Origin of the sequence: Stenotrophomonas sp. Sm2128 (assembly GCF_030985535.1) — a bacterium.
Taxonomy (GTDB): Bacteria; Pseudomonadota; Gammaproteobacteria; order Xanthomonadales; family Xanthomonadaceae; genus Stenotrophomonas; species Stenotrophomonas maltophilia.
In genome coordinates this window covers 1-4507 of record NZ_JAPTFQ010000138.1, presented here as the reverse complement: position 1 = coordinate 4507, position 4507 = coordinate 1, and the positions used below count along the sequence as shown (strand labels likewise).

3 protein-coding genes are annotated in these 4507 nt (G+C 67.6%); 2 read left to right on the top strand and 1 reads right to left on the bottom strand.

Annotated elements, in window-relative coordinates; all coding sequences use genetic code 11:
- A partial coding sequence (locus tag O0K41_RS21975) for a phosphatase PAP2 family protein (RefSeq protein WP_099603612.1) occupies positions 1-820 on the top strand: 820 nt, incomplete at its 5' end.
- A gap of 112 nt (positions 821-932) precedes the next feature.
- On the opposite strand, the gene O0K41_RS21970 is transcribed toward O0K41_RS21975, so the two are convergent.
- Positions 933-3203 carry a TonB-dependent receptor gene (locus O0K41_RS21970; protein WP_043035292.1) on the bottom strand — a complete coding sequence of 757 codons (2271 nt, stop codon included), beginning with the start codon at positions 3201-3203 and terminating at the stop codon, positions 933-935.
- 158 nt (positions 3204-3361) lie between these two features.
- On the opposite strand from O0K41_RS21970, the gene O0K41_RS21965 reads away from it, so the two are divergent.
- Entirely contained in the window at positions 3362-4378 is a 1017-nt protein-coding gene (locus tag O0K41_RS21965; RefSeq protein WP_049449735.1) for a TIGR00266 family protein, read from the top strand.
- Positions 4379-4507: the final 129 nt, after the last annotated feature.

The window sequence follows — 4507 nt, the reverse complement described above, 5'->3', positions numbered from 1 at the left end:
TGCCCGCCCGCTGCTCGGCCTTGCCGTCGTCGCGGCCCTGGCCGGCTGTGCCGCCACCGCCACCAAGCCGACCGCCGTCGAAGCCAACATCACCACCAAGGCGGTGGGTTATCTGGACAAGAGCGCGGTTCCAGCCAGCCTCGACCTGGTACCGGCTCCACCGGTGGCCGGTTCGGCCGCGCTCGCCCTGGACGAGCAGGTCAGCCGTGAAGCCCGCGCGCTGCGTGGCAGCCCGCGCTTCGCCCAGGCCGGTGTCGATGCGGAACTCGGTTTCCCCGAGGGCGCCAACCACTTCTCCTGCGCCGCCGACATCGACGTCGATGCGGTGAAGACCCCGGCGCTGTATCGCCTGCTGGAGCGCAGCCGGATCGACGCCAGTGCGGCGACCAAGGCAGCCAAGAACCACTACCAGCGCCCGCGCCCGTTCATGGTCAACGGTGAACCGACCTGCTCGCCGAAGGACGAGGAAGGTCTGCGCAAGAACGGTTCCTACCCGTCCGGCCACACCTCGATCGGTTGGGCCTGGGCACTGATCCTGTCCGAGATCGCGCCGGACCGCGCCGATGCCATCCAGGCCCGTGGCCGCAACTACGGCGAGAGCCGCCTGGTCTGCAACGTGCACTGGCAGAGCGACATCCTCGAAGGCCGCTTCATGGGCGCCGCCGCGGTGGCCCGCCTGCACGACAACGCTGCATTCAACAAGGACCTGCTGGCCGCACGCAAGGAAATCGCCGCCGCACGCAAGGCCGGCCTGCACTCCAGCCGCGATTGCACTACCGAGAATGCGGTGCTGAAGGTGCGCCCGCAGAGCGCGCTGTAAGCGCGCGCCGGATCACTCGTTGCCGGCCAGCGGCCGGCACTACCAATGGGCGTAAGGAAGAAGGGCCGGCATTGCGCCGGCCCTTCTTCATTGCATCAACGCAGCCACCGCATCAGAACTTCGCGGTGAACTCCACGCCCCAGGTACGCGGCTCGTTGAGGAAGCCGGTCAGGTTGTTGAAGTCGATCGCACCGACCACGCGGGTCTGGTTGGTCAGGTTGCGGCCGAACACGGCTACGTCGTACTGGCCGTAATCCCAGTTGTAGCCCAGGCGCAGGCCGCCTTCGAGCGAACTACGGCCGCGGAATTCCGGCGACTCGTAGATGAAGAAGTTCACCGCGCTGCGGTAGGCCCAGTCCGTGTAGGCGTACAGCTCGCTGCCATCGCTGAGCGGGAAGCCCACGCGCAGGGTCGCGTTGTGGATCCACTTCGGCGCCTGCGGCAGCGGGTTGCCGTTCACCAGCGCATAGGTCTGGCCGTTGATCACCGTGGTCGGGTCGTTGATGGTGCAGCCACCGCCGCAGATCGCCACCGCCAGATCCTTGTCCTTGATCTCGGTGTCGTTGTAGCTGCTGCCGAAGGTCAGCAGGACGTTGTCGGCCAGGTAGGCTTCCAGGTCCAGTTCCACGCCCTGGCCGATGGTCTTGTCGGCGTTGAGCAGGGTGGCGGTGTTGTTGCTGCCACCCACCGCGATCAGCTGCTGGCCATCGACGTTGTAGCGGAACACGCTCAGGCCCAGGCGCGCGCGGCGCTCGAACAGGTCGGCCTTGATGCCGGCTTCATACGAGATGACCTTCTCCGAATCGGCCTGCGACAGGCCCGGCGCGAAGGCCAGGCGGCCCTGGATCGACGGTGCGCGGAAACCCTTGGCCACGCGGGCGTAGGCGTTGATGTCGTCGGTCAGCTTGTAGACGCCGCTGACATCCCAGCTGACGTCGTTGACGTCGGTGTTGGCCAGGTACGGGCCGCTGACCGGGGTGCCGAACGGAACGGCCTGCAGCACGCTGGCGCTGAAGTCCTTCTTGTCCTGGGTGTAGCGCACGCCGGCGCGCAGCTTGAAGCGATCGGTGACATCGAAGTCGCCCGAAGCGAACACCGCCCACGCCTTGTTGCGCTGGTTCTGCACCACGTGGCCGGTCTGTGGATTGCCCGGGGTCAGCGAGTCGTAGTTGAAGTTGTTGATGGTCACGTCTTCATCGAAGTAGAAGACGCCGGCCTGCCAGTCGAAGCGGCCCCACTCGTTGGACTCGATCCGCACTTCCTGCGTCCACTGGCGGTGGTGCGGCAGGCCGTCGGCCGACTCCGACGAGAATGGAATCAGGCCCGGGCCGTAGTTGCCGGCACCGAGGAAGGCCGCACCGTAGCCGCCGTCGATGTCGCCACGGTTGAGCGATTCGGCGGTCTCGTAGCCGGTGATCGAATGCAACGTCACCGAGCCGAGGTTCCACTGCAGGCGCGCGCTGCCGCCCCAGGTTTCCAGGTCGGAGAAGTTGACGCCGTCGTTGGCCACCTTGTCGCGGTCGAAGTTCTCGACCAGCGAATTGCCACCCTTCTGGATGATGTTGGCGCGGAACAGGCGGGCGGTGCCGTTGAGCTTGCGCTTGTGCAGGTTGAACAGCGCTTCGAAGTCGTCGCCTTCGTACAGGAACTGCACGCGGCCGGCGGCTTCGTCATAGCCTTCGAAACCACTGTTGGGGGCACCGGCGCGGGTGTTGTCGACCCAGTCATCGCGGCGCTGGTAGATCGCCGAGACACGTGCCGACCAGCGGTCGGTCAGCGGGCCGCCGTAGGCGCCCTGCACGTTCCAGCTGTTGTAGCTGCCGTAGCCCACGCGCACGTAGCCGTCGGCATCCTGCGACGGTCGCGCCGAATCGAACTTGACCACGCCGGCCGGGGTATTGCGGCCGAACAGCGTGCCCTGCGGGCCACGCAGCACTTCCACGTTGGCCAGGTCGAACAGCGGGAAGCCCTTCAGCAGCGGGCTTTCCTGCACCACGTCGTCATACACCAGCGACACCGGCTGCGAAGCATTGAGGTCGAAATCGGTGTTGCCCAGGCCGCGGATGTAGAAGCGCGGGAAGGCACGGCCGTAGGACGACTCGATGTTGAGGCTGGGCACGCGCGCGGCCAGGAAGCGGATGTCATCGCCGGCCGAGCCGAGCACATCCAGCTTCTCGCCCTGGATCGCGCTCAGTGCGACCGGTACGTCCTTGGCGTTCTCGACGCGGCGCTGCGCGGTCACCTGCAGGGCATCGAGGGCAACCGGATCCTTGGCGGCGGGGGTTTCCTGAGCGGCTGCTACCAGCGGCAGCAGGGCGGAAAGAGCGGCAACGAGGGGGCGCGCGACCGGAAGGCGGCCACGGGAAGTACGGGTCGGGGACATGGCGGTAGGCTGTGTTTGGAGGGGTGGTAAAACGGCGCTACCAGATAATTGTTGCAATACAGCACCTACGCCGCAAATGCCCGCCGTTCATGGCCCCGTCGCCGGCGCCCCCGGGCGCTCGCTAGACTCGGGGTTTCCAACGCGACGGACCCGCCGCCATGACCCAGTGGTACTTCCATGCCTCCGCCCAGGCCGAGCGCATCGGCCCGCTTGATGACGAGGCCGCGCGCCGCTACGCGCAGGCCAATCCGCGCGCGCTGGCCTGGTGCCAGGGCATGAGCGGGTGGACACCGATCGCCGAGGTGGCCGAGCTGCAGGCGGCGGCCCCGGGCATGCCCAACACCCCACCGCCGGTCCCCGCCGGCGCCAGCAGCCGCGCCGACGACATCGAGTTCCGCATCGTCGGCCATGAAATGCAGTTCGTGGAGATCGAGCTCGACCCCGGCGAGAGCGCCATCGCCGAGGCCGGCGCATTGATGTTCAAGGACGCCACGGTACAGATGGACACGGTGTTCGGCGCCGCCAACGGCGACCAGGGCGGCGGCTTCATGGGCAAGGTGATGGCCGCCGGCAAGCGCGTGCTGACCGGTGAGAGCCTGTTCGCCACCGTCTACACGCAGAGCGGGCACGGCAAGGGCAAGGTCGCCTTCGCTGCGCCCTACCCGGGCACGGTGCTGGCGATGAAACTGGACCAGCACGGCGGCCGCCTGATCTGCCAGAAGGACAGCTTCCTGGCCGGTGCGCGCGGCGTGCAGATCGGCGTGCAGTTCCAGCGCAAGATCATGACCGGCCTGTTCGGTGGTGAGGGTTTCATCATGCAGAAGCTGGAAGGCGACGGCTGGGTGTTCATCCACGCCGGCGGCTGCGTGGTGGAACGCGAGCTGGCTGCCGGCGAGCGCCTGGACGTGGATACCGGCTGCGTGGTGGCCTACCACCCGACCGTGGACATGGACGTGCGCCGTGTTGCGGGCATCAAGAGCATGCTGTTCGGCGGCGAGGGCGTGTTCCTGGCCACGCTGACCGGCCCAGGCAAGGTCTGGCTGCAGTCGCTGCCGTTCTCGCGCCTGGCCGGCCGCATGTGGATGGCCGCGCCGCAGGGCGGTGGCCAGAACCGCGGCGAGGGTTCGGTACTGGGCGGCCTGGGCCGGATGCTGGACGGCGACAACCGCTTCTGACCGCCTCCGGTCGTTCCGTCCGCTGGCCGGCAACCCCATGGACCTTGGCACGCATCCCGGTAGTGCCGGCCGCTGGCCGGCAACCCCATGGACCGTTGCCAGTTTCCCTATGGTTGCCGGGCAGCGGCC